Raw genomic sequence first — 20,278 nt, 5'->3', positions numbered from 1 at the left:
AGCTCCGCCTTCTTATTATTTGCCCAGCTCGGCGCCGATTGGCGAAGTAGCGCGAACGCCGCCCTGTCCTACCAGAATCAAGTTGCCATTGCCCGCTGCCGTGACCGCCGAAACGGAAATGCGGTCGGGACGGTTGAATACGCTGAAGGTCACGCCGTCGTCACTGCTGCGCACCACGCTGCCGCCGTTGCCAACGATCACGATGCTGCCGTCGTCGAGCAAGGTCGCACCGGACAGACCGAACTCCAACGCGCCGCGCGCAGCCTTGAGCTCGACCTGCTCCCAAGTGCTGCCAAAGTCAGTTGAACGGAACAGATTGCCGCGCAGACCGTAGGCCAGCAAAGTCGCCGGTTTGGCGGTACCGATCACCCCAAACAGCGAACCCTGGTACGGACCTTGAAGGCGCTCCCAGGTCTGGCCCCAGTCCGGGGAACGGAACATGCTGCCCTGCTCGCCCACGATGAACAGCCCGGAATCCTTTACCGCTGCGATCGCGTTGAGGTGGTATTGATCCGGGTTATCGAGGCGATCGCCGACATCTGCCCAGTTCTTTCCACCGTCAGTGGTTTCCAGCAGAGCGCCGTAAGCACCCACGGCAAAACCGCTGCTGACATCCTTGAACCAGACAGCCAGCAGCGGCGCTTCGCGCTTCAAGTCTTCGAATTGTTTGATCCAGGTAACGCCGCCGTCTTCACTGGCGAGAATTTGCGCGTCATGACCGACAGCCCAGCCGTGCTTGTCATCGACGAAATAGACCGCGGTCAGCAGTTGCCGACTGGGCACCTTGGCCTGGGTCCAGGTCTGGCCCTGGTCATCGGAATACAGAATATGGCCACGATCGCCGACCGCCACCAGTCGCTTGCCTGCATGCGCAACATCAAGCATCAGACCCTTGGCGGACTTGGCGGACTCAATCGAATAGACCGTATTGGACGCCGGTGCGTCAGCGGCCAAAACGGGTGCCGACAGCACGGCAGAACCCAACAGCGAGAGCGCTGTAGCCAGCAACGCGAATCTGCGTAGCGCTGGCGGGCGGCATAAACCCACACCCATGACAGGCTCACTCATAGACCTTTCCCCCATTATTATTGTTAGGTCATTCAACCTTTCAGGGCGCCGCAGGGTTGCTCGTAGCGATTGACGGTTTTTGGAGCATAGTCCTGAAACGCGCAATCTAGAGCCCCTTCGGAAGCTGGCCTATCCTATCCAGCTTTCGAAAGGTCTGACAATCAACGCCACGTTATCTTTTGTTAACTGGGGGGAATTACGGACGGTCGCTGAATGACCAGGCATTCGCAGGGATGATCAAAAACCAGCGATTGAGCGGAAATTTCCGACACAAAGGTTTGAGCTTTGGCTTTGGACTTTGATCTTGATCTTGATCCGGCTCTTGATCCACCCGCCCCTTCGGAAGGCCGAACGCAGGTGTTCATCAGGGGGTGGGCGCGCAGCGCCGTACGGCGCAGCCGGACACATCGAGAGGAGGTCGTCGCGAAGCAGACCGTAGGCGATGCCCCCTGATGAATGCCGGAGTGAGGGGACGCCGAGCCTAGGCGAGGTGCCGTACGCTTGGGGCGAAGCCTTTTGCTTACTTTTTGGCGTCTGAAAAAGTGAGTCGCTGTAAGAGCGAAACCGCCAGCCGCCGTTACCGCAGCAACGGATATGTACACCTGCAAGAGATTGGTCGGCTGTCAGGCCGCCTTCGCGAGCAAGCCCGCTCCCGCAGGGTTCGAGTGAACACCTGCGGGAGCGGAGGTCAGGTCACGCCAGACTCTTGCTGACCACTTCAAACACATCGCTGGACAGCTGGCCCGAGCCGCGAATGCGCTCCAGCTCTGCCTTCATCAACGCCTGACGGGCGCTGTCGTATTTACGCCAGCGCGTCAACGGCGCCAATTGACGCGAAGCGATCTGCGGATTGAAGCCATTCAGCTCGATCACCAGATCCGCAAGGAAGCGATAACCCGAACCATCGGCCGCATGGAAGTTGATCAGGTTCTGCCCGGCAAACGCACCGACCAGCGCCCGCACCTTGTTCGGGTTCTTGATGTTGAACGCCGGGTGCTTCATCAACTGCTGAACCCGCTGCAAGCCACCCGGCAACGTGCTGCCAGCCTGTACGCTGAACCATTGGTCCATGACCAATGGATTGTCCTTGAAGTGCTCGGCAAAACTGGCCAGTGCCTTGGCCTTATCGGCCTCGAACGGTGAATTCACCAGCACCGCCAACGACGTCAAGCGCTCGGTCATGTTGTCGCAGGCATCGAACTGCTCAAGGGCCGCTGCCAGCACTTCTGGCTTGCCACTGAGCATCAGGTAGGACAACGCAATGTTTTGCAGGCTACGACGGGCGAAGTGCTCGGCTTCGGCAACGTAAGCAGTTTGCTTCGACAGCTCGCGATTGGCCTGATAACGCAGCCACAGCGCATCGAACAAGCTGTCCGCCAGTTGCTTGCGGGCGAATTCACGGGCTGCGTGAATCGCATCGACATCCGCCACTTCGCTGATTTCGGTCAGGTAGGCCTCGCTTGGCAGCGAGAGCATTTCGGCGACCATGGCCTGATCCAGGCTTTCGTCCGCCAGCACCGTGCGCAATGCGCTGATCAGTCGCTGATCCAGCACCAACGCCTGACCCGCTTGATGCTGAGCGATCAGTTCCTGCAACACCTGCACCGACAATTGCTGGCCGGCTTCCCAACGGTTAAAACCGTCGCTGTCGTGCTGCATCAGGAACATCAGCTGATCGCGGTTGTACGGGAAGCTCAGTTTCACCGGCGCCGAGAAGCCGCGCAACAGCGAGGGCAACGGTTGTTCAGCAATATCGACGAAAGTGAAGGTTTGCTCAGCCTCAGTCACCGACAGCACGCGGGAAGTCCCGTCAGCGGCCGCTTCATCGGCCAACCGCAGAGCAATCGCCGCACCTTTGCTGTCCAGCAGGCCCAGTTCGACCGGAATCACGAACGGCAGTTTTTCAACCTTGTCCGGGGTCGCCGGGCAGCTCTGGCGGAAGGTCAGGCTGTAGGTTTTCGCCGCCGCATCGTAAGACTCGCTCACCGCCAGACGCGGTGTACCGGCCTGGCTGTACCAGCGTTTGAACTGGGTCAGGTCGACGCCGTTGGCATCTTCCATGGCCTTGATGAAATCGTCGCAGGTGACCGCCTGGCCATCGTGACGTTCGAAATACAGGTCGCTGCCTTTACGGAAACCTTCGGCACCGAGCAAGGTGCGGATCATGCGCACCACTTCCGAACCTTTCTCGTAGACGGTCAAGGTGTAGAAGTTGGAAATCTCGATGAACGCATCCGGGCGTACCGCATGGGCCATCGGGCCGGCATCTTCGGCGAACTGGTGCGTACGCAGGTAGGCCACGTCCTCGATGCGCTTGACGGTGCGCGAGTGCATGTCGGCGGAGAACTCGGCGTCACGGAACACCGTGAAACCTTCCTTGAGCGACAGCTGGAACCAGTCGCGGCAGGTCACGCGGTTGCCTGACCAGTTGTGGAAGTATTCGTGGGCCACCACCGCTTCAACCCGCTGGTGCGCGGCATCGGTCGCGGTTTCGGCACGGGCCAGCACGCAGCTGGAGTTGAAGATATTGAGACCCTTGTTCTCCATGGCGCCCATGTTGAAGTCGTTGACCGCAACGATCATGAAGATGTCCAGGTCGTACTCGCGACCATAGACTTCTTCGTCCCAGCGCATGGACTTCTTCAGGCTGTTCATGGCGTGCTGGCACTTGTCGATGTTTTCCGGCTCGACGTAAATGCGCAGCGCCACACTGCGCTGGGTCATGGTGGTGAAAGTGTCTTCAACGCACCACAAGTCACCGGCGACCAGCGCGAACAGGTAGGCCGGTTTCATGAACGGATCTTCCCAGGTCGCCCAGTGCCGACCGTCTTCACCGGGACCGGAGGCAATCGGGTTGCCGTTGGACAGCAGTACCGGATAGCTGTGCTGCTCGGCGACCACCGTGGTGGTGAACTTGCTCATCACATCCGGGCGGTCGAGGTAATAGGTGATCTTGCGAAAGCCCTCGGCCTCGCACTGGGTGCAGAACATCCCGCTGGACTTGTACAGGCCTTCCAGCGCGGTATTGGTTTCCGGATGAATCCGCACGCTGGTATCGACCGTGAAACTGGTGCTGGTCGGGTGCAGGGTCAGGTGGTTCTCCGTCAACTGATAGTCACCGGCAGTGAGATCGCTGTCACCCAAGGCTACTGACAGCAGCTCGAGTTGCTGGCCATCCAGGACAAGCGGCGGCAGGCCCGGGCCACGCGCCGGATTGCGGCGCATCACCAGTTGCGCATGGACCAGGCTGTGGTCCTCGTACAACTCGAAGGTCAGGTGCGTCTCGTCGATCAGGTACTCGGGCGCCTGATAGTCCTTCAGGTAGATCATCTTCGGTTGTTCGGTGCGCATGCTGGAGTCCTTTTACTGATGCACGGCGAGCTGGTAGGCCGTGTATTTACGAATATTGATAACGCCGGTATCGAAGATCAGGTATTGACCCTTGATCCCCAACAGCGTGCCTTCGGCAATCGGGTTCTTGTCCAGATTGAAGCTGACAATCTTGGCCGGGTACTGCTCGACCGGGTAACGGATTTCAATCGGCTCGACATCAAATACCGGTTGAATCGCTTGCAGACCGAAGCGCTCCTGCAGTCCTTGCATGCCCTCGGCACAGCTTGCGAACAGTTGATCACGAATCTGTTTCAGGTCAACCGGTGCCGCATCACCCTTGAGCAAGGCGCGCCAGTTGGTCTTGTCGGCCACCTGACTGCGGAACAGGTCTTCGACGAAACCGGATTGCTGACGGGTCGACACGCGCATGATCGGCAATGCCTGGCTGGCGCCCTGGTCGAGCCAGCGGGTTGGCAGCTGTGTAGCGCGGGTGATCCCGACCTTGACGCCCGACGAGTTGGCCAGATACACCACGTGGTCGGTCATGCAGAACTGCTCGCCCCAGGCCGGCTCACGGCAGGTCCCGGCGTCATAGTGGCAACGCTCCGGACTCATGATGCAGACATCGCACTGCGCCAGTTTGGTCATGCACGGGTAGCAGTAACCCTGGCTGAAGCTGGTTTTGGTTTTGCGTCCGCAATGGATGCAGTGGATCGCACCCAGGTATTCCAGGCGAACCGTGCTGCCGATCAGGGGATTGACCGGCACCTCGGTATCGCCCAGGCGAAAAGCGTATTGCACGGTCGACGCTTCGAGGCGTGCCGACATCTTGCTGATTGCACCGCGGCCGATCTCGATCAATGGATGGCATCCGACTTGAACAGGATATTCGGCACCGTAATCGACTTCGAACTGCATTCCTGCGGGCCCATGTAGCCGGTGCGTTGTTCCTCGGGCAGGTTCTGCACTTCCCAGGCGATCATCGCCTGCAACGACAGTTCGCGTTGCTCGGCAGTCAGTTTGCCGCCGTCGGACCACTTACCGATCTCTACCGCCAGTTTCAGGCTCTGGTAGATCTCTGGCGTGATGTTTTTGATCATTTCGTTAAAAGAGGACATCAGGTCTCCGCGCTCGTTATTCACAGCACAATTTAGACGGCAGTTTATTGGACAGAGAGTCTACGGCGACTGTACAAGCCGCCCAACAAACCGGTGAGGCATCCGACGAGTAACCCGCCGACGTGCGCCGCATTGGCAATTTCGCCGAAACCGATCATCGAGATCAGCCCCGACATACACAGCAGCAACCACACCAGCATCATCACCAATACCCCGCGAGGCAGGCGATATGCCGGGTTCGGCGACAGCAACTGGTAGATCCAGCAATGCCCGAGCAGGCCGTAAAGCACCCCGGACAGGCCGCCGAACAAGGTCGCGCCGCCGTAATAATATTGGGCGTAGTTCGACACCAGGCTGAACAGCAACGTCAGCCCCAGCAGGTTGACACTGCCCTGACGCGACTCGATACGCCGCCCCAGCTCCCAGTACCACATGCCGTTCATGGCCAGGTGGAGAACGCCGAAGTGAATCAGCATTGGCGTCACCAGACGCCACCACTGCCCCGCTGCCAGACTGTCGGCCAACGGCGTGAAGTGGATGTACTCGCCCACCACCCGAAAATCGAGGAACGTCAGCCAGCGCATCGTGTCGAGGTTCTCGCCGAGCAATGTCACCGCGCCGACGATCATGCTCAGCAGCAGAATCAGCGCCGTCACCGGGCTGTGGCGCAGTTGCTCGACGAACCCTGGACGCTGGATATTCGCTTGTGCAGCCGGGATATCCAGTTGATGCTCGGGATCGCCCGCAGGAAACCGTTCGTACAGCGAGCGCACGTCTTCGCTGATCGCGTCCGGCACCCACAGCACCTGTTCACCGGCTTCTTCGCTGACCCGATGCGGCACGTGCATGCGTTGCAGCAATTTGACAAAACCACTCAGGTCCACCGCCAGCGGCAGACGTAAAACAGCCACAACACTCATCGCAATACCTCTGGCCGGTCAACATCGACCCAGACAAACTTGTGTGGATCGAGACGGGTTTCCTGATCCAGCCGATAGGCAACCAGCTTGCCGTACAACACCGCGCTGTAATCCAGGCAGGCCAGGTTCGGGCGGATCGGCGCCGGTTTGCCGCTACGCCAGTAGTGCCCGACAAACAACAGCGGTTCGTCGATGCCGTAGCGCAACAGGTTATCTTTTTCTACCGGCGACAGCGGCGTGCGAGCCACGGACTCGGGCAAGGCATCTGGCTGGAACACAATATCGCCATAGGTTTGCGGGTTGTCTTCCCAGAACTTGGTGCGGAAGAACGAACGCGTCAGACCGTCGCCGCTGGTCATGGTCAAGCCGTGCGGCAGGCGCATGTCGGTGCCGCGCAGCAAGCGGTCGAAAGCCATGCAGGCGAAACTGCCGGAAACCGCCGCCGCCTGGACGAAGTGTTCATCGATGCAGCCATCGGCATACTGCGCACGCAGCACGTCGATCAGGCCACCGTCCCAGCAGGCGTGGACGACCCGGAAGCGTCCGGCGTCGACGAACAGTGGCATCTCGTAGAACCAGGCAAGAAAGTCGTGCCAGTCCGCCGGGTGATCGGCAAATTGAGTCAGGGTTTCGTCGAGCAGGCGCGCATGCCGAGGCGTGTGTTCACGCACATACTGCTTACCGCTGCCGGGCGGCGCCGGCGTGCTCCAGCCGAGTGCGTTGAATTCATGGTTGCCCATGATGCACAGCGCCTGACCGGCCTCGACCATGTCGTGAACGATGTGCAGCGCTTCGCGAATCCGCGGGCCGCGGTCGATGATGTCACCGAGAAACACGGCCATGCGTGACGGATGGCGCCAGACGCCGGCTTGCTTGTGATACCCGAGTCGGTCCAGCAAATGCTCAAGGGTATGAGCGCAACCGTGCACGTCACCGATCAGGTCGTAGCTACGCGCGGGATCGAGCATCAGTCGCCTCCAGCGCCCAACCGGCTGCCCCAGCCCAGCTTGGTCCGGCAGACTTCGTAGTAGTTATGGTCCAGCGGATGAATCAACCGCAGTTTCTGCGCCTTCTTGCTCACAGTGATGGTGTCACCGGGGGCGCAGGTGAAGTGGTTCTGCCCGTCACAGGAGACTTGCGGGTAAATCTGCATATCCTTCGACACGACGATTTTCAGCTCGCTATTGCCATCGACCACAATCGGCCTTCCTGACAAGGTATGGGGGTACATTGGCACAATCACAATGGCATCGAGCTTGGGATGCATGATCGGGCCGCCCGCCGAGAGCGCATAGGCCGTGGAACCTGTAGGTGTGGCGACGATCAGGCCGTCGGCTTTTTGACTGCAAACGAACTGGCCGTCGATGTACAACTCGAACTCGATCATCCGCGTCGACTTGCCCGGGTGCAGCACCACGTCGTTCAGCGCATCGCCCTGGCCGATGGCCTCGGCGTGACGGCGAACTTCGGCCTGCAACAGGAAGCGGTTTTCGACCAGATAGTGCCCGTCGAGCACTTCGGCGACTTTGACTTCCAGCTCATCCGGGCGGATGTCGGTCAGAAAGCCCAGGTTGCCACGGTTGATCCCCAGCACCGGAATATTGTGCCGTGCCAATGCCCGAGCGGCGCCCAGCAGGCTGCCGTCACCGCCCACCACAATCACCATGTCACAGACTTCGCCGAGCATCTTGCGCGATGAGGTTTGCAGGCCATGGCCTGGCAGGACTTCGGCGATGGTGTCCTCGAGAATCACGTGCAAGTGCCGGTCAAGCAGGAATCTTTTCAGTCGGCGAACGGTATCCAGCACCTGCGAACTGCCCAGGCGACCGATGATGCCGATATTACGAAATTGCTCCATGGGACTCCGAGGGTCTACGACGGCGAAAAACACGATTATGGGCGAAAGCGCGCCGCAGACAAAATCCTTTCAGCCGCGAACCAAAGCGCTATGCTCGCAAGATGACCTTATTTCCTGACTTGCTGGCTTTACCTCGTCAGTTGCGCCATCCCGAAGTGCGCGACCTGGCCTGGGTCATCCTCGCGCCACCGATGCTCTGCGAAACACCCTGGCCACAACGCCATCCACTGGCCGGCAGCGACTGGGTACAAGCCCCCGAACGACTGCAACACTGGTTGCTTCAGCTCGATCAGGACAGCCGCGAGCTGCAGCGCTGGCTGGCGCTCGGCCCGACTCGTCGCCTGGGCCTGTATTACGAACGCCTCTGGCAGTTTGCCGTGCAGCACGCGCCGGGCGTCGAGTTGATTGCCGCCAACCTGCCGATCCGCCGCGACGGCCATACGCTGGGCGAGCTGGACATGCTGCTGCGTGACCGCGACGGCGTGCATCACCTGGAATTGGCGATCAAATTGTATCTGGGCCCCCAGAACGGCGAAGGCCACGACACTGCCCAGTGGCTCGGACCGGGCTGCCATGACCGACTGGACCGCAAGCTGGCGCACCTGACCCACCATCAACTGCCGATCTCCGCGCGCTCCGAAAGCCGCGATGCGTTGGCCGCGCTGGATATCCTGGGGTTCAGCGCACACTTGTGGCTGGGTGGTTATCTGCTGTACCCATGGCCCGGCAAAACCCAGTCACCCGACTGTGCCCATCCGCAACACCTCAAAGGACGCTGGCTGCATCAGCGAGACTGGGCACACTTTATCGCCCAGAGCCCGCCCGGTCGCTGGCAACCCTTGCCACGGCACGCCTGGCTCGCGCCCGCCCATTATCTTGCCGAGCACACCTGGGAGCGCACGCAACTGGAGACCTGGCTGAGCGGGCTCGACCCTCAGGCACCTGCGCAGTTGCTGGTACGCCTGACTGAAAACGTCGACGGTGACTGGGAAGAAGCCGAGCGGCTGTTTCTGGTGGCGGATCTGTGGCCGAACGTGCCGGGCCAGGGTTGAGCCTTGTGGCGTCTGGTCCGGCCCCATCGCGAGCAGGCTCCCACACACTGGACCCTAACCCTGTAGGAGCAAAGCTTGCTCGCGATGGCGATCTCAAGGACACCATCGCCGGCAAGCCGTGCTCCTGCAGGAAGCTATTTAGATGGACAGGCGCAACGCCAACGCCGCCAGGGTCACCAGCAACACCGGCACCGTCAGCACGATCCCGACCTTGAAGTAATACCCCCAACCAATCTGAATATTCTTGCGCGCCAGCACGTGCAACCAAAGCAAGGTCGCCAGGCTACCGATCGGGGTGATTTTCGGCCCCAGGTCGCTGCCGATCACGTTGGCGTAGATCATTGCCTCTTTCACCACCCCGGTAGCCTGGCTGGCATCGATCGACAACGCACCGATCAGCACCGTCGGCAGGTTATTCATCATCGACGACAACAGCGCGGTCAGCAGCCCGGTGCCCATGGCGGCCCCCCACACGCCGTAGTCCGCGAACACGTCCAGCCAGCCGGCCAGGTACGTGGTCAACCCGGCATTACGCAAGCCGTAAACCACCAGGTACATGCCCAAGGAGAAAATCACGATATGCCACGGTGCTTCTTTCATCACCTTGCGCGTGGAAATCTTGTGCCCACGGGCGGCAATCGCCAACAGCAATGCCGCGCATACCGCCGAGATCGCGCTGATGGGAATCCCCAACGGCTCCAGGGCAAAACAGCCAAGCAGCAAAATCACCAGCACACACCAACCGGCAATGAACGTTGGCTTGTCGCGAATCGCGGTCTTCGGGTCTTCCAGTTGTTCCAGGTCGTAATCGGCAGGAACGTCCCGTCGGAAGAACCACAGCAACACCGCCAGCGTCGCCGCGACGGCCACCAGGTTGACCGGCACCATGACCGCCGCATAACGGTTGAACCCAATGTGGAAGAAGTCCGCGGAGACTATGTTCACCAGGTTCGACACCACCAGCGGCAGGCTCGCGGTATCGGCGATAAACCCGGCGCCCATCACGAACGCCAGTGTCGCCGCCGGAGAAAATCGCAAGGCCAGCAGCATCGAAATGACGATGGGCGTGAGGATCAACGCCGCGCCATCATTGGCGAACAGCGCCGATACCAGCGCCCCGAGCAAAATCATGTAAGCGAATAGCTTGCGCCCGTTACCGTGCCCCCAGCGAGCCACGTGCAACGCCGCCCAGGCAAAGAAACCCGCTTCATCCAGCAGCAGGCTGATGATGATCAGCGCCACAAACGTCCCGGTGGCGTTCCAGATGATGTCCCATACCAGCGGAATGTCGCTGACCTGGACCACCCCGCAGAGTAACGCCAAGACGGCGCCCAGCACCGCACTCCAGCCGACGCCGAGGCCTTTGGGTTGCCAGATCACCAGGGTAATGGTCTGGAGGAAAATCAACGACGCTACGAGCATGCGAAACAGCCTTGAAGAAGAAGGAGGGGGAGAATCAGCAGCAACGGACCGGACGGTCGCCCATCGCCTGTAGTCGCGCGACATCAGCGCCAAGCCATGCACCGTTGGCTGCCAGCGCGCCGTGCAACAACGTCATGACCCACGGGGATAATTGCGGGTGCAGGCGATAAAACACCCATTGCCCCTGACGACGGTCCGCCAGCAATCCATGGCTGCGCAATTGCGCCAGGTGACGGGAGATTTTCGGCTGGCTCAGGTCCAGCGCCGCCGTCAGCTCGCACACGCACAGCTCACCCTCTTTGGCGATGAGCAAAGCGATACGACTGCGGGTGTCGTCGGCCAACGCCTTGAACACATCGACGGGATTGCAGGGATCGGACATGGAAGTGAATGCGCCTGAACAAACGAAGCGCGAATATATGGAATTTCGAATATAGGGTAAAGCGAATAAACCACATTGCACGCAACCCGTAGAGCCTTACAAACGGATCACATGTCCCTCGATCGGCGCGATCTGCCCATGAAACAGCCGCGAAATCACCGTTTGTGCCGCTTCAAGCCCATCACTCTCCACCACCCTGAGCAATGGATTGGCCGGTGCCATCACTCGCCGATAAAACTTCTGCCCGCCCTCACCGATGTACTCGATAAGCCGCTGCGATCCCCATTCGGCGTTGCGTTTGCGAATCTGGATCGGTGCAAAGAAAAACGCCGGCTGCGGCCCTGTTATAGCGTTCAGTTGCGCCTCATCCGTGTTCTGGGTCGAACCTACAGCGCAGCTGTAAACCAATTGCCCGGCGAAATGCTGATGCACCTGATTGCGTAAATCCAGACGGCCAGAGAAATCCACGTACAAGGTCGGACGGTCAGCGGGCAACGACGCCAACTCGGCGTACCCGAGCGTGCGCTCGTAACACCCGAGTTGTTCAACAAACGCCTGGTTCCCGGTCGATGTCAGCGCCACTCGCTCCAGATTCGACTGGTCCTCCAGGCAAATGGCAGTGCCGAAAGCGGTTTTGCTCGAAGCGCTGGAGAACACCACACGGGTGGCACCGAAGAACTGATTGTCCTGTAGGAAATCCGCCAACATCAATGACGTCAAAAACAGCGGGTTAAGCAGCATTTGCAGGTTTTCATTCGCAGGGATGTAGTACCGATCCCAACTGCAACGGGTGTACTGGTTGTAAACCGAATTCAGTGTTTGACGGTGCGGGGCGGCGTCATGAAAACCGCGCTCGGTCACCCGCTCTGGATGCACCCAGAGATGGCTGGCCAGTGGAAAGTACCCGTAAAAGCGCTCCCCGACCGCAATGCCTTCGACTGCGCAGGCAAGCACATCGGCAAAACCCCAGGCCGGGATATGGCCCCATTCCGCTTGCCCGGTCGGGAAAAACTCCCAGTAATGCATCAAGTCGCCATAGGCTGCGTAGGTAATGTTATTGCTGGTCAGCGCGCAGCGATCAATCTTCAGAATCACGTCACCAACCGACGGAATCAGGCTGCGCTGCTCACGCTCGATACGACTCTCGGCGATGGCGTTTTTACGGGTTATCAACCGTGTGACCGTGCCTTGGCTTTGCATCGTTCAGACTCCCTGTCGTGTCGCTGTCCACTATCCAATGGTTCGATCATCAGTCGACGGGCCAGCGCTTCCTTAGCGCAGCACTGGCCCCCGATCGATCAATCCTTTTTAAATTGCTCGACCCACTCGGCATAGGCGTTGATGAAACTCTGCAAAAACGGCCGGACCGACTCGGACACCTTCCCCGACTCGTCGAACGCCGTACCGGCGTTGCTCAGGTAGGCTTCCGGTTGCTGCATGCAAGGCACATTGAGAAACACCATGGATTGACGCAAGTGATGGTTAGCACCGAAACCACCAATAGCGCCGGGGGATGCGCTGATCACCGCACCCGGCTTACCGCCCCAGACACTCTTGCCATAAGGCCGGGAACCGACATCGATGGCGTTCTTCAGGGGGGCAGGCACCGAGCGGTTATATTCCGGTGTCACGAACAGCACCGCGTCGGATGAGCTCACCTGTTGACGGAAAGTGCTGTAGGCTGCCGGCGGTGTTACGTCGATGTCTTCGTTGTAGAGCGGCAGGTCGCCAATCTCGACGATGTTCAGCCTGAGGTTTGCCGGAGCCAGTTCAGCCAGCGCCAGCGCGACTTTGCGGTTGATCGACTGTTTTCTCAAGCTGCCAACCAGGACAGCAATCGTATAGACCTTGCTCATTGGGAATTCCCGACTATCTGGCTAAAGGAGCCTGTAGTTATAGATGATTCGGCAGCACTTAACGTGCTCCGTGTCGCGGAATAGCGGTTAAATACTATTTTTTTCCTGTAGGAAAACTTACCAAGCTTATCGACGGTCTACAGAACCGCAAATTGAGTGACTTATCTCCAGAGGTTCTAAGCAGATGGCAGCAGTACTCGTCGGACAATTCCATGCAAGAGACGCGGAAGGCCGTGTTTATTCAGTGCATGAGTTCCAGGAATCCACCCCGTCGCAGGACGGTATCGCCGGCCTTGCGCCTGTCACCACCTATAAACTGGCGATTGGCGATCGCATCAACAAACTCGATGACAACGAATTTGTATTGGTTCAATCGGGCGTTACCATCACCCGCGAGCCTGAATCAAGCGTCGCCTCATAAGCCTCCGTTATGAGCTGAAGTCATAGGCACGGACTTGGGTTAGGATTCAGTCACTGACCCCCCTCACCTGCTGAACATGGACTTCACGCATGCGTTTACGTCATATCGAAGTGATCCAGGCGCTCCTGCAAACCGGTCATCTGGGCACCGCTGCCGAGATGCTGCAACTGCCGGTGGCCGGGGTCGAGGGGATTTTGCGCGAGGCCGAGGATCAACTCGGCTTCATGCTGTTTGCCAGCGTACGCGGGCGATTGCAGGCTACCCGTGAGGCGCGGGAGTTGCAGGTCGAGATTGCCCACGTCTACGAAGCGCTCGAACCGCTGCAGCGGCTGGCCAACAGCCTAAAACAATACCTGGCGCCGCCGTTGCGGATCATTTGCACGCCCCCCTTGGCGCAGCACTTGTTGCCACAGGGCATTGCCACCCTGCGTCGACGTTTTCCAGATGCGCCCTGCTCGCTGCTCAGCCAACCCACGCGTGACATCGTCAGAAGCCTGCTGCTGCGTGAAAGCGATCTCGGCTTGAGCCTGCACGATCCTGACCACCCCGACATTCAGTGCCAGATCATTGCCCAAGGCAAACTCCAGCTCCTGGCGCCTCATGGCTGGCTGCAACCCAAGCAAAAATACATTTCCGTGCAGGACCTGGCCGGCCAGTCGATGGTCGGGCTGGAAGGTCACGACCCGCTCAGCGTGATGTTCGAGAGCAAACTGCAGGCCTTGCGCCCGGCACCGGTGGTGCAAACCCGGGTTCAGACCCATCAGATGATGCGCAGCATGGTCGAGGCCGGCGAAGGCCTGGCCGTTGTCGATCCGTTTACTGCGATCGGCGCCAAGGCCAGCGGACTGGACGTTTGCCCCGTCTCGCCGGCCGTCCCGATCAGTCTTTACGCCTTGACCCTGAACAATGCCGAGATAGCGCCTGCGACCCAGGCGTTACTGGAGATTATCAAGGAACAAGCCGAGGCGATGCTGGCGAGCTGATCGGACTTTCCAACGGATTATCGAACAGCCGATACCAGAACAACGCCACCTCTGCGGTTTGCGGATCGATGCCACGATAACGCAGGTGATCGATGCCACCCATGACATAGCCGCAACGCTCGTACAGCCGACAGGCTCCCAGGTTGTTATTCTGGGTTTCCAGCATGATGCCCGGCAGCTTCTTCTTGCGGCTCCAGAACTGCGCGACATCCAGCAACGCCTTGGCCACCCCGTGGCGACGCGCCGGGGCGTGCACTGCCAGCTCGTCGATATGGGCAAAGCCGTTCCAGTTAGTGCTGATCACGATGTGCCCCACCGGGTGATCGTCGAGAAACGCCATGAAAATCGCACTGTCGACCGCGTTCCGGTAACTGGCGAACTCCTCCGGGTCGATGCCATAACACTTGCGGTAGGGCGTGATGGTTTCCAGCGACCACTGATCCACCGGCTTATCGAGCTCTGCGGCCGCGTAGGCCCGGACCTCAAAACTGAAGTCACTGCCCCAGATATACGCAGCGAATCCCTGATCGGCGACACGTACCGCTAAACCCGGATACTTGGGATTGATGACCGGCTGCATACTCGGAAAAGTCCTCAAATTTTTATGCAATCGACGGTGTAACACCGCCCATTGCCCTCGTCTTCATGCTGCAGGCCGTGCACATCGGCGACAAAGCCCGGGAAGCTGCTGTTGAATGTGCGGGCAAACGCCAGGTAATCGATGATCGAGCGCGTCGACTCGGTAAAACGTTCGCCGGGCATGATCAGCGGAATCCCCGGCGGATATGGCACCAGCATTACCGCAGCGATTCGCCCCTGCAAATTGTCGATTGACACCGCCTCGACCTCGCCACGGACCAATTGATCGTAGGCGTCGGCCGGTTTCATCGCGATTTCCGGGAGTACCGTGTACATCCGTTTAAGGTGCTTGGCGGTGGCATTGCTGCGGTAGCAGGCGTGCAATTGATCACACAGGTCGCGCAGCCCCATGCCCTGGTAACGCGCCACGTCTCGTTGCGCGACACACGGCAGGCACGTCGCCAGGCTGACGTTGGCGTCGTAGCTGCGTTTGAATTCGAGCAACTCGGTGAGCAAGGTGCTCCATTTACCCTTGGTAATGCCCATGGAAAACAGCACCAGGAATGAATACAGACCGGTTTTTTCAACCACCAGCCCGCGCTCCCAGAGGAACTTGCTGACCACTGCCGCCGGAATCCCCCGCTCGCTCAGCGCGCCGCCGGCCGTCAGGCCGGGCATCACCAGCGTCACTTTGATCGGGTCCAGCAGCACGTAATCTTCGGCAATGTCGCCAAAGCCGTGCCAGTCGGCTTCGGGCTGCAACAGCCAGTCGGAGGTGGTGACCTTGTCTATACCCTCCACCAGCGGTGGCTGCCAGATCGAGAACCACCAGTCGTCGGTGGCGATGTGCTGGCGCAGGTTAGCCAGTGCCCGGCGAAAACTCAGGGCTTCATCGAACATTTCCTGCAACAGCGAACGGCCGGCCGGGCCTTCCATCATCGCCGACGCCACGTCCAGCGAGGCGATGATGCTGTATTGCGGCGAGGTGGAGATGTGCATCATGAACGCTTCATTGAAACGGTCGCGGTCCAGTTGCCGAGCGCCGCCATCCTGCACGTGGATCATCGACGCCTGGCTGAAGGCCGCCAGCAGTTTGTGGGTGGAATGGGTGGTGAACACCAGCGGGCTGTCGTCAGTGCGCGAAGTGCCCATGCCATAACGCCCGGCAAAGAACTCGTGAAACGCCGCATAGGCGTACCAGGCTTCGTCGAAGTGCAAGACTTCGACGCTGTTGCCCAATGTTTGCTTGATCAGCTCGGCGTTGTAACAGAGGCCGTCGTACGTCGAGTTGGTCACCACCGCCAGCTTGACCTTGGGCGTTCGGCCCTTGGTCAACGGGCTCGCATCGATCTTGGCCTGGATCGATTCACGGCTGAATTCGCTCAGTGGAATCGGCCCGATGATCCCCAGTTCATTGCGCTCCGGACACAGGTACAAAGGGATCGCCCCGGTCATGATGATCGAGTGCAACACCGATTTGTGGCAGTTGCGGTCCACCAGCACCAGGTCGTCACGCGCGACCATGGCTTGCCAGACAATCTTGTTGGCCGTCGAGGTGCCATTGATCACGAAAAACGTGTGATCGGCGCCAAAATTACGTGCGGCACGGGCCTCGGCTTCCGCCAATGGCCCGGTGTGGTCGAGCAACGAGCCGAGTTCCGGCACCGAGACCGACAGGTCCGAACGCAGGGTATTTTCCCCAAAAAACTGGTGGAACGCCTGCCCTACCGGGCTTTTGTGATAAGCCACACCCCCACCATGCCCTGGGGTGTGCCAGGAGTAGTTGGAGTCGGCGGTGTGTTGCACCAAGGCCTTGAAAAACGGTGGCAGCAAGCCATCGAGGTAGCTGCGCGCCGCCCGGGCGACCTGGCGCGCCAGAAACGGCACGGTGTCTTCGAACAAATAAAGGATGCCGCGCAACTGGTTCAGTTCGCTCATGGCATCGGCCGGGGCGTTTTCCAGGGTGACTTGCTCGCCCAGGGCGAAGATCGGCAAATTCGGCGCACGGGCGCGGGCCACACGAATCAATTCGGCCATGTTCTGTAAAAGGTGGATGTTTTCCCCGGCGCCTTCGGCGGCAATCAACATGCACGCGAGGCCGTGGTGAGTCGAAGCGACCAGTCGGCCTTCGGTGTAATCCACCGCCGAAAGGACGCTGAAACCTTCCTGTGAAAGCTCCGTGGCGATGCCGCGCACGCGATCACCGGCGACCGTATCGGCCTTGATGTCGCGGTGAACAATTAGGACCGGGAACTTCAAGTCTTTATACATGGGGCTCGGCGTCCTGAGGCAGCAGACCGTAGTCTGCCAATACACTCAGGGTAGAGGGTTGCGGCCCGTGTGGCGAGCGGATGCCCCAAAACAGGTCACGCCCCATCCGATACTGTGGCGAGGGGACTTGCCCTGACGCCCGTCAGTTAAGGAAAAACTCGCCGAGCACATACCTTGTGGCGAGGGAGCTTGCTCCCGCTCGGCCGCGAAGCGGTCGTAATCCGGCAATCGCATTCCATCTGGGTACTCGCGGTGCCTGATTTTAGGGTCGCTTCGCGACCCAGCGGGAGCAAGCTCCCTCGCCACAGGAGGCAGACCCATTCACGCTTGGTGGTTATGCTTGTGCCTCAGCCTCGGCCAGTTGGGTCCAGAGCGCCGGGGCACCGGCAGACTTGGCGATCACTTCAAGGCGCGAGGCGTGCTCGGCCAGCTCCGCTTCACTGGCGCGGATAATCCGTGCCGGCGTGCGATCCGCTGGTAGACGACGGATCTCGCTCGCCTGATTGCCCGAGCCTTCGCCCGAACCGTTGCCGTCAGTCGCGTTACCGGCCAGCGACAGACTGGTCTGGCCGCCGGTCATGGTCAGGTAAACGTCAGCAAGAATCTCGGAGTCGAGCAAGGCGCCGTGCAGCTCACGGCCGGAGTTGTCGACGCCATAGCGTTTGCACAAGGCATCGAGGCTGTTGCGCTGCCCCGGGTGACGCTCACGCGCCATCATCAGGGTATCGAGGATCGAGCAATGCTGGGTGATATCCGCCCGATCCTGCTGGCCCATCAGCGCGAATTCGTTGTTGATGAAGCCAACGTCGAACGCCGCGTTATGGATGATCAGTTGCGCGCCCTTGATGAACTCGAAGAACTCATCGGCCACTTCAGCAAAACGCGGCTTGCCTACCAGAAACTCGTTGGTGATGCCGTGGACGCCAATCGCGCCCTCGTCACTTTCCCGGTCTGGTTGCAAATAAACGTGGAAATGCCGGCCCGTCAGGCGTCGACCGATCAACTCGACGCAACCGATCTCGATAATCCGGTGGCCGTCGGTCACCGGCATACCGGTGGTTTCGGTGTCGAGCACCACCATCCTCTGAGCCATCTTCTTTCAACCCCTCTTCGTGCCGTTTTGCATAAGGCGGCGATGTTAACACAGAGCTTGAAAGTGCCGCCGATACCCGGCAGTTGTCCCGTCGGGTATCGGCTCGAAACCTGCGCGGCTCAGCCCTGATCACCGCCGCCAACCGGCATCACCAGCCCGGTGATGTAAGCCGCGTCGTCAGAGGCCAGAAACAGGATCGCCCCGACTTGCTCGTCAATCGTGCCGTAGCGTTTCATCAGGCTGCTGTCGACGGTTTGATCGACAATCTGCTGATACCAGACCTTCTCCTGCGGGCTCTGCTCGGCACTGTTGCGCGGAATCCGCCGTGGTGGCGCTTCGGTGCCGCCCGGCGCGGTGGCATTGACCCGCACGCCCCGCTCGGCGGTTTCAAACGCCAGGCACGCGGTGAGCGCATTGACCCCGCCCTTGGCTGCGCCGTAAGGCACACGATTGACCCCGCGCGTGGCAACCGATGACACGTTGACGATGGCGCCGCTGCCCTGCTCCAGCATGAACGGCAATGCGGCATGGCAGCACCACAGTGTCGGAAACAGCGAACGGCGGACTTCCGCTTCGATCTGATGCTCTTCGTAATGCTCGAAAGGCTTGGCCCAGATGGTCCCGCCGACATTGTTGACCAATATATCCAGACGGCCGAAACGCTCGATGGCCGCCGTCATCACGCGATGGCACTCGGCGTACTGTTCGAGGTCGGCGGTGAGGATCAGCACTTCACTGGTTTGACCCAGCTGCTCTTGCAGCTCAAACACCAGTTCGGAACGGTCGACCAGAATCAGCCGCGCACCTTCGGCGGCCATACGCTCGGCGACGCGGCGGCCAATCCCTTGGGCCGCGCCGGTAATCAGCGCGACTTTTTCATGATATCTGTTCATCAAACCCTCCCGCGCTTACGCAGCACTGGCCGCGAATTTTTCGTAGTAGAAATTTTTCGGTGAAACACCCTGCTCCCGGATGAACTGGCTCACGGCCTCAACCATCGGCGGCGGGCCGCAGAGGTAGACGTCGACATCACCGTCGTTCAAGTGTTTGGGCTCGATGTGCTGGGTCACATAACCCTTGAGCGGGTGCGCGCTTTGCGGGTTGGCCACGCAGGCGCTGAAACTGAAGTTCGGGATCCGTGCGGCCAAGGCTTGCAGCCGGTCCAGTTCCACCAGGTCAAAGTCGTTGGTCACGCCGTAGATCAAGTGCAACGGATACTCACTGCCCTGCTCGGCAATTTTCTCCAGCATGGCGGTGAACGGCGCCAGCCCCGTGCCGCCGGCCAGCAACAACAACGGACGCTGAATGTCGCGCAGGTAAAAGCTGCCCAACGGCCCGGCCAGGCTCATGCTGTCACCGGCCTTGGCGATACCGGTGAGGAAGCTGCTCATCAACCCGCCGGGCACATTGCGGATCAGGAAGCTGACTTCACCGTCACGTTGCAACGAGCTGAACGAATAGGCACGAGTCTGCTCACTGCCGGGAATGCCCAGGTTGACGTATTGCCCCGGCAGGAACGCCAGTTTGCTCAGGGCTTCACCCTTGATCGACAGCGCAATCGTGCTGTCGGACAGCTGACGCACCTGGCTGATGGCCGCGCTGTAGTGGGCCTTTTGCGTGCGGCAGACGTCCGATGACACCGGCACGCGCACCACGCAGTCGCTGAGAGCGCGCATCTGGCAGGTCAGCACAAAGCCTTTTTCGGCCTCGTCGCTGCTCAGGGCGTCTTCGATGTATTCCTCGCCCAGATCGTAACGCCCAGCCTCGGCAAAGCATTTGCAGGTGCCGCAGGCGCCGTCGCGGCAATCCAGAGGGATGTTGATGCCCTGGCGATATGCGGCGTCGGCTACGGTTTCGCCGGGATTGGCGTCAACGAAACGGGTGACACCGTCTTCAAAATTGAGTGCGATGGAATGAGTCAT

19 protein-coding genes are annotated in these 20,278 nt (G+C 59.9%); 3 read left to right on the top strand and 16 right to left on the bottom strand.

Annotated elements, in window-relative coordinates; translation table 11 throughout:
- Window positions 1-15: 15 nt before the first annotated feature.
- From AO353_RS23635 to AO353_RS23605, 7 genes are all read right to left on the bottom strand, one after another.
- The gene (locus tag AO353_RS23635; protein ID WP_054597151.1) at window positions 16-1,068 is read right to left on the bottom strand and encodes a WD40/YVTN/BNR-like repeat-containing protein; all 1,053 of its coding nucleotides are present in this window, start codon (window positions 1,066-1,068) and stop codon (window positions 16-18) included.
- A gap of 693 nt (window positions 1,069-1,761) precedes the next feature.
- Window positions 1,762-4,419, bottom strand: coding sequence for an aminopeptidase N (gene pepN / locus AO353_RS23630; protein WP_054597150.1), 2,658 nt, complete (start codon window positions 4,417-4,419; stop codon window positions 1,762-1,764).
- Between the two features lie 12 nt (window positions 4,420-4,431).
- The gene (locus tag AO353_RS23625) at window positions 4,432-5,262 is read right to left on the bottom strand and encodes a DUF2797 domain-containing protein (protein ID WP_054597149.1); all 831 of its coding nucleotides are present in this window, start codon (window positions 5,260-5,262) and stop codon (window positions 4,432-4,434) included.
- Entirely contained in the window at window positions 5,259-5,519 is a 261-nt protein-coding gene (locus AO353_RS23620) for a YeaC family protein (protein ID WP_019690610.1), read from the bottom strand. The genes AO353_RS23625 and AO353_RS23620 overlap by 4 nt, the downstream gene beginning before the upstream one ends.
- A 44-nt stretch (window positions 5,520-5,563) precedes the next feature.
- Window positions 5,564-6,439, bottom strand: coding sequence for a rhomboid family intramembrane serine protease (locus AO353_RS23615; RefSeq protein ID WP_054597148.1), 876 nt, complete (start codon window positions 6,437-6,439; stop codon window positions 5,564-5,566).
- Complete coding sequence (locus AO353_RS23610) at window positions 6,436-7,410, bottom strand: metallophosphoesterase (protein WP_173859957.1); 975 nt, start codon at window positions 7,408-7,410, stop codon at window positions 6,436-6,438. The genes AO353_RS23615 and AO353_RS23610 overlap by 4 nt, the downstream gene beginning before the upstream one ends.
- The gene (locus AO353_RS23605) at window positions 7,407-8,297 is read right to left on the bottom strand and encodes an NAD(+) kinase (protein ID WP_054597146.1); all 891 of its coding nucleotides are present in this window, start codon (window positions 8,295-8,297) and stop codon (window positions 7,407-7,409) included. The genes AO353_RS23610 and AO353_RS23605 overlap by 4 nt, the downstream gene beginning before the upstream one ends.
- Before the next feature lie 101 nt (window positions 8,298-8,398).
- On the opposite strand from AO353_RS23605, the gene AO353_RS23600 reads away from it, so the two are divergent.
- A complete protein-coding gene (locus AO353_RS23600; protein ID WP_054597145.1) occupies window positions 8,399-9,349 on the top strand; it encodes a DUF1853 family protein in 951 nt (316 codons plus the stop codon).
- Window positions 9,350-9,487: 138 nt separating this feature from the next.
- On the opposite strand, the gene AO353_RS23595 is transcribed toward AO353_RS23600, so the two are convergent.
- The 4 genes from AO353_RS23595 to AO353_RS23580 form a co-directional block, all read right to left on the bottom strand.
- Window positions 9,488-10,771, bottom strand: coding sequence for an arsenic transporter (locus AO353_RS23595; protein WP_054597144.1), 1,284 nt, complete (start codon window positions 10,769-10,771; stop codon window positions 9,488-9,490).
- Between the two features lie 34 nt (window positions 10,772-10,805).
- Window positions 10,806-11,153: a metalloregulator ArsR/SmtB family transcription factor gene (locus tag AO353_RS23590; protein ID WP_054597143.1), complete on the bottom strand. Its 348-nt coding sequence runs from the start codon at window positions 11,151-11,153 to the stop codon at window positions 10,806-10,808.
- A 96-nt stretch (window positions 11,154-11,249) separates the two neighbouring features.
- Entirely contained in the window at window positions 11,250-12,353 is a 1,104-nt protein-coding gene (locus tag AO353_RS23585; protein WP_054597142.1) for a DUF2855 family protein, read from the bottom strand.
- 98 nt (window positions 12,354-12,451) lie between these two features.
- Window positions 12,452-13,009, bottom strand: coding sequence for an NADPH-dependent FMN reductase (locus AO353_RS23580; RefSeq protein WP_054597141.1), 558 nt, complete (start codon window positions 13,007-13,009; stop codon window positions 12,452-12,454).
- 184 nt (window positions 13,010-13,193) lie between these two features.
- On the opposite strand from AO353_RS23580, the gene AO353_RS23575 reads away from it, so the two are divergent.
- Both AO353_RS23575 and AO353_RS23570 read left to right on the top strand, forming a co-directional pair.
- Window positions 13,194-13,430 carry a hypothetical protein gene (locus tag AO353_RS23575; RefSeq protein WP_054597140.1) on the top strand — a complete coding sequence of 79 codons (237 nt, stop codon included), beginning with the start codon at window positions 13,194-13,196 and terminating at the stop codon, window positions 13,428-13,430.
- A gap of 89 nt (window positions 13,431-13,519) precedes the next feature.
- The gene (locus tag AO353_RS23570) at window positions 13,520-14,413 is read left to right on the top strand and encodes a LysR substrate-binding domain-containing protein (protein ID WP_054597139.1); all 894 of its coding nucleotides are present in this window, start codon (window positions 13,520-13,522) and stop codon (window positions 14,411-14,413) included.
- Here the strand turns inward: AO353_RS23570 and AO353_RS23565 are convergent.
- The 5 genes from AO353_RS23565 to benC form a co-directional block, all read right to left on the bottom strand.
- Complete coding sequence (locus AO353_RS23565; protein ID WP_054597138.1) at window positions 14,379-14,993, bottom strand: GNAT family N-acetyltransferase; 615 nt, start codon at window positions 14,991-14,993, stop codon at window positions 14,379-14,381. The genes AO353_RS23570 and AO353_RS23565 overlap by 35 nt on opposite strands.
- 14 nt (window positions 14,994-15,007) lie before the next feature.
- On the bottom strand, window positions 15,008-17,263 hold the full coding sequence (locus tag AO353_RS23560; protein WP_054597137.1) for an Orn/Lys/Arg decarboxylase N-terminal domain-containing protein: 2,256 nt from the start codon (window positions 17,261-17,263) through the stop codon (window positions 15,008-15,010).
- A gap of 334 nt (window positions 17,264-17,597) precedes the next feature.
- A complete protein-coding gene (gene dnaQ, locus AO353_RS23555) occupies window positions 17,598-18,356 on the bottom strand; it encodes a DNA polymerase III subunit epsilon (protein ID WP_054597136.1) in 759 nt (252 codons plus the stop codon).
- A 119-nt stretch (window positions 18,357-18,475) separates the two neighbouring features.
- The gene (locus AO353_RS23550) at window positions 18,476-19,249 is read right to left on the bottom strand and encodes a 1,6-dihydroxycyclohexa-2,4-diene-1-carboxylate dehydrogenase (RefSeq protein WP_054597135.1); all 774 of its coding nucleotides are present in this window, start codon (window positions 19,247-19,249) and stop codon (window positions 18,476-18,478) included.
- A gap of 15 nt (window positions 19,250-19,264) precedes the next feature.
- Window positions 19,265-20,278 (bottom strand): benzoate 1,2-dioxygenase electron transfer component BenC, encoded by a 1,014-nt coding sequence (benC, locus tag AO353_RS23545; RefSeq protein WP_054597134.1) that lies wholly within the window; start codon window positions 20,276-20,278, stop codon window positions 19,265-19,267.

Origin of the sequence: Pseudomonas fluorescens, from assembly GCF_001307155.1 — a bacterium.
Taxonomy (GTDB): Bacteria; Pseudomonadota; Gammaproteobacteria; order Pseudomonadales; family Pseudomonadaceae; genus Aquipseudomonas; species Aquipseudomonas helvetica.
This window is presented reverse-complemented; position numbering and strand designations above follow the sequence as displayed.

What these genes read in the sequence shown, in the direction of transcription:
- AO353_RS23635 (WP_054597151.1), bottom strand. Translation starts at nt 1,068, where the DNA reads ATGAGTGAGCCTGTCATGGGTGTGGGTTTATGCCGCCCGCCAGCGCTA.
- pepN (WP_054597150.1), bottom strand. Translation starts at nt 4,419, where the DNA reads ATGCGCACCGAACAACCGAAGATGATCTACCTGAAGGACTATCAGGCG.
- AO353_RS23620 (WP_019690610.1), bottom strand. Translation starts at nt 5,519, where the DNA reads ATGTCCTCTTTTAACGAAATGATCAAAAACATCACGCCAGAGATCTAC.
- AO353_RS23615 (WP_054597148.1), bottom strand. Translation starts at nt 6,439, where the DNA reads ATGAGTGTTGTGGCTGTTTTACGTCTGCCGCTGGCGGTGGACCTGAGT.
- AO353_RS23605 (WP_054597146.1), bottom strand. Translation starts at nt 8,297, where the DNA reads ATGGAGCAATTTCGTAATATCGGCATCATCGGTCGCCTGGGCAGTTCG.
- AO353_RS23600 (WP_054597145.1), top strand. Translation starts at nt 8,399, where the DNA reads ATGACCTTATTTCCTGACTTGCTGGCTTTACCTCGTCAGTTGCGCCAT.
- AO353_RS23595 (WP_054597144.1), bottom strand. Translation starts at nt 10,771, where the DNA reads ATGCTCGTAGCGTCGTTGATTTTCCTCCAGACCATTACCCTGGTGATC.
- AO353_RS23590 (WP_054597143.1), bottom strand. Translation starts at nt 11,153, where the DNA reads ATGTCCGATCCCTGCAATCCCGTCGATGTGTTCAAGGCGTTGGCCGAC.
- AO353_RS23585 (WP_054597142.1), bottom strand. Translation starts at nt 12,353, where the DNA reads ATGCAAAGCCAAGGCACGGTCACACGGTTGATAACCCGTAAAAACGCC.
- AO353_RS23580 (WP_054597141.1), bottom strand. Translation starts at nt 13,009, where the DNA reads ATGAGCAAGGTCTATACGATTGCTGTCCTGGTTGGCAGCTTGAGAAAA.
- AO353_RS23575 (WP_054597140.1), top strand. Translation starts at nt 13,194, where the DNA reads ATGGCAGCAGTACTCGTCGGACAATTCCATGCAAGAGACGCGGAAGGC.
- AO353_RS23570 (WP_054597139.1), top strand. Translation starts at nt 13,520, where the DNA reads ATGCGTTTACGTCATATCGAAGTGATCCAGGCGCTCCTGCAAACCGGT.
- AO353_RS23565 (WP_054597138.1), bottom strand. Translation starts at nt 14,993, where the DNA reads ATGCAGCCGGTCATCAATCCCAAGTATCCGGGTTTAGCGGTACGTGTC.
- AO353_RS23560 (WP_054597137.1), bottom strand. Translation starts at nt 17,263, where the DNA reads ATGTATAAAGACTTGAAGTTCCCGGTCCTAATTGTTCACCGCGACATC.
- dnaQ (WP_054597136.1), bottom strand. Translation starts at nt 18,356, where the DNA reads ATGGCTCAGAGGATGGTGGTGCTCGACACCGAAACCACCGGTATGCCG.
- AO353_RS23550 (WP_054597135.1), bottom strand. Translation starts at nt 19,249, where the DNA reads ATGAACAGATATCATGAAAAAGTCGCGCTGATTACCGGCGCGGCCCAA.
- benC (WP_054597134.1), bottom strand. Translation starts at nt 20,278, where the DNA reads ATGACTCATTCCATCGCACTCAATTTTGAAGACGGTGTCACCCGTTTC.